At 56.2% G+C, this 4,065-nt stretch carries 1 protein-coding gene and 2 pseudogenes; 1 reads left to right on the forward strand and 2 read right to left on the reverse strand.

The genetic code is table 11. The features are described 5' to 3' along the window. Nucleotides 1-322, forward strand: a pseudogene (locus tag ABX962_RS31825) (arylsulfatase); the annotation flags it as partial. Between the two features lie 244 nt (nt 323-566). On the opposite strand, the gene gyrA reads toward ABX962_RS31825, so the two are convergent. After that, nucleotides 567-3,293 (reverse strand): DNA gyrase subunit A, encoded by a 2,727-nt coding sequence (gene gyrA, locus ABX962_RS31830; RefSeq protein WP_372725653.1) that lies wholly within the window; start codon nt 3,291-3,293, stop codon nt 567-569. Between the two features lie 568 nt (nt 3,294-3,861). Continuing rightward, nucleotides 3,862-4,065, reverse strand: a pseudogene (locus ABX962_RS31835) (hypothetical protein); the annotation flags it as partial.

Raw genomic sequence — 4,065 nt, forward strand, 5'->3', positions numbered from 1 at the left:
CGCGGTTCGCAACGAGCGATTCAAATTAACGTTTCCTCACCGTTACCGAACGCTGGCCGGACGCGACGGTGGCGATGGCGGCACCCCCGCGGCGTACGAGATGACCAAGATCGGATTGTCACTGTTCGATTTGGACAACGATGTTTCAGAGACAACGGATGTCAAAGACCGATTTCCTGCGGTCGTCAAGGAACTGCAGGCCGCCGCCGAGCGAGCCCGCGAAGACCTGGGCGACAAATTGACAAGCCGCAAAGGAAGCGGACTACGCTCGCACGGAAAACTCGAAGCCAACGACGAGCGATTGCCGCTCGATTGGAACTAGAGTACTGCCGGCATTTTAGCGTGCCTCCCGCCCCCACTCGAGACATCTGAAGCAGTGCGTGCCTTGGTGGCACCGCACTGTTACCTCTGCCCAAACTCTTTGTTTGGGCGAGGTCGAGCAGGGCCCTCAGCGATTGCTCGGGGTGAGGGCCGACCGCGCAAGATGAGGCGAAACGACACGCTAAGTGACGAGATCGCCCTCACTCGAACGAGCCCTAAAAGGGCCGTTCAAATGAACACCAGGCTTACGCCTCGTCGCTGGTGGTCTCATCCGAGTCGCTCGCGTCGTCAGCTAAATCCGATGGCGGCAGCACATCGGCATCGGCCGAAGCGTCGCCGCTGACATCGGTCGTTTCGGATCCCGATGCGACGACGGTTCCTTCGACCACGTCACCGGCTACTGCAGCGACCTCGACTTCGTCCGACTGCTCTTCGGGTGGAACACGCACGACCGCGATCAAACTATCACCGCTGTCGATATTCATGATCCGCACGCCTTGCGTATTACGACCGATGACATTGATGTCGGCAGCCTTGATCCGCTGCAACTTGCCTTTGGCCGTCATCATGAACAACTCATCTTCGTCCGTCACACGGGCGATTCCGATCACAGGCCCGTTACGCTCGCTGGTGCGAATATCTCGAAGCCCCTTGCCGCCACGTTTTTGCGTACGGTAACGAGCGCCCGATGCACTGCTCTCTTCTTCAGCGGACTCGCCCTCGGCCGACTCGCCTTCGGAATCGGATTCACCCGAATCGCCGACTTCCACCGGTGCATTGGGACCAAAGTGCGTTCGTTTGCCGTAGCCGTTTTCACAAACGGTCAATAGCGTCGCTTCGGGGTCCGCCACCACCATACCGACGACACTGTCATCGCCAACGAGTCGAATTCCCTTGACCCCGGAGGTGTTTCGTCCCATCGGACGGGCATCCGATTCACGGAAACGGATCGCCATTCCGGAACTGGTGACCAAGATCACTTCGTCGCCAGGACCGATCACGGCAGCACCGACAAGCTCGTCGCCTTCGCGAAGCTTGATTGCGATAATCCCGCCCTTCTTAGGACGACTGTACTGTTCAAGCGGCGTCTTTTTAACCAAGCCACTGCGAGTGGCCATCACGACGTAGTAGCCCGCCTGATCGAAATCGCGAATAGCCAAACACTCGGCGATCTTCTCGTCTTCGCTCAAGTTCAACAGATTGACAATCGCTCGTCCCTTGCTGTCACGCGCCAACTGCGGCAAATCGTAGACCTTTTGCCAACGCACTTTACCGAGCGTCGTCAGGAACAACAGATAGGCATGCGTGCTGGCGACAAACAGATGCTCAATCGGATCCTCGTCATCCGTCTTGGCGCCCTTGAGCCCCTTTCCACCGCGACGCTGAGTGTTGTATACGCTGGTCGGGGTACGTTTAATATAGCCACGATGGCTAATCGAAACGACCATTGTTTCCTCGGTGATCAGATCCTCGAGGTCGATGTTACCAAGCTCTTCGTGGCTGATTTCGGTTCGACGTTTGTCACCAAAGCGACGCTTCATCTCTTCGAGATCGTCTTTGATGATCCCGTTGATTCGATCTTGGCTGCTGAGGATATCGAGGTAGTCGATAATCTCGGTCAACAGCGCCGCGTGTTCGCCGGAAAGTTTTTCTTGCTCGAGGTTGACCAATTGGCCAAGCGTCATTCGCAAGATCGCGTCGGTTTGCACGCTGGTCAGCGTGTAGTTTTCTTTCTCGCCACGTTCAAGCACGAATTGGGAAAATCCGCTATCCCCGAGTGCTCGCTTCAACATCGACGAAGGGCATTCGATTTCCATCAAACGCGTCTTCGCTTCGGCTTGATTCGAGCTGCTACGGATCGTCTTGATGATCTTGTCGATATCGGCAAGCGCTAGCAGCAAGCCTTCGACGGTATGTTTACGGCGGCGTGCACGTGCCAACAAGAATTGCGTTCGGCGACGAATCACTGTGGCGCGATGTCGCAAGAATTCTTGCAGAATTTCTTTGATCGTTAATTCACGCGGCTTGCCGTCCACCAACGCCAAGAAAATCAGCGAAAACGTGTCTTGCAGCGGCGAATACTGATACAGTTGATTCAGTACGACATCGGGATCGCCATCTCGCTTGAGCTCGATGACCAAACGAACCGGTTCGTTCAAATCGCTCTCGTCACGGATTCCTGAAATCCCCTTGATCCTGTCGCCGTTGACCAACGCAGCGATCTTTTCGATGACGCGGTCACGGTATTGTTGGTAGGGAATCTCCGAGACAACGATTCGCGTACGATTGCCTTTCATCTCTTCGATGCGGCACTTCGCGCGGACAACGATGGTGCTGCGTCCGGTTTTGTAACCGCGACGAATACCAGCACGACCGCAAATGATGCCGCCGGTGGGGAAGTCGGGTCCCGGAATAATATCGCAAATTTCGTCGATCGAGGTCTCTGGGTGATCGACCAATCGGATCAATGCCTCACAAACCTCGGTCGGATTGTGCGGCGGAATGCTTGTTGCCATCCCGACCGCGATTCCGCCGCTGCCGTTGATCAGCAAGTTGGGATAACGGCTTGGAAGCACGGTGGGTTCGGTACGCGCTTCGTCATACGTTGGGATGAAGTCGACCGTGTCGAGTTTCAAGTCGTCCAACATCGATGCAGCAACCGCACTCAAGCGAGCTTCGGTATATCGCATCGCCGCCGGAGGCAGACCCGCGATACTGCCAAAGTTCCCCTGCTTGTCAATCAGCAGCGAACGCATGTTCCATTCCTGAGCCATCCGCACCAACGTCGGATAGATCACACTTTCACCGTGCGGGTGATAGTTACCCGAAGTATCACCAGAGATCTTCGCGCATTTGACTCGCTTGCTGCCAGGGCCGAGGTTCAAGTCGTTCATCGCGACGAGAATCCGTCGCTGGCTCGGCTTCAATCCGTCACGGACATCGGGCAACGCACGGCTGACGATAACACTCATCGCGTACGTCAGATAGCTTTCACGAAGCTCGTCCTCGATCGGCAAATCAATCAGGCGAAACGCGCCCGCACCGCCGTCGATCCCGTCCCGATAACCCTCAGGGCCTTTGTTTTCGCCCTCGCCATCTTCTTTGTTAGTTTCGTCTTCTGCCAACGTCGTGTCCTAAGAGGAGTGCTGGGTGCGAAATGCTGTCTTTTTGGGAGCTAATTTTTTTTTTGCAAAACGGGGGCTGACCCTGCTACTTTCGAAGGGCCAGTCCCCGTTTCAGAAAAGCTTCATTCGAACCCCGAATTCAGCACCAAAGTGTACCCTTTTTGGCGTTGCTTCACAACGACCCACGCGACTTACAGCGTTGTCGCAAATCCTTACATATCAGATACTTGCGACTGATTAACCGGAGGGGAGAGAAAGCCAACCACGTTTACGGTGCCGCGAGCCTAAATTGGCAACGCTCTGACGGCAATGATCCCCTCGTTTCACCATGGGCAAACCGACGAAACAGCTCTCGAACGACCGAAGCAACAGCCACCCACCAGAGGGAAGTCCACAAGGCTGGTGACCTCGGCCTTTACGCATCGCCGCTCACGCGGTCCGCTGAAGAACGGGCGCGATTGAGCCAGGCGATGAAGCCGCCTCCGGCCGCCGTCGAGAGCGATTCACCCCAAGTCCACCATGAGGGCATCCCCGCCATCGCGTCCACCACAAACTGGGCCACCCCAAACGCGACCGTGCCGACAGCCAAATAGCGGACAAGAGGCCGATAACGCACCAA

The organism is Novipirellula sp., from assembly GCF_041583735.1.
Classification (GTDB): domain Bacteria; phylum Planctomycetota; class Planctomycetia; order Pirellulales; family Pirellulaceae; genus Novipirellula.

Excerpts from the sequence above, each read along its gene's own strand:
- gyrA (WP_372725653.1), bottom strand. The coding sequence starts at position 3,293 with ATGAGTGTTATCGTCAGCCGTGCGTTGCCCGATGTCCGTGACGGATTG.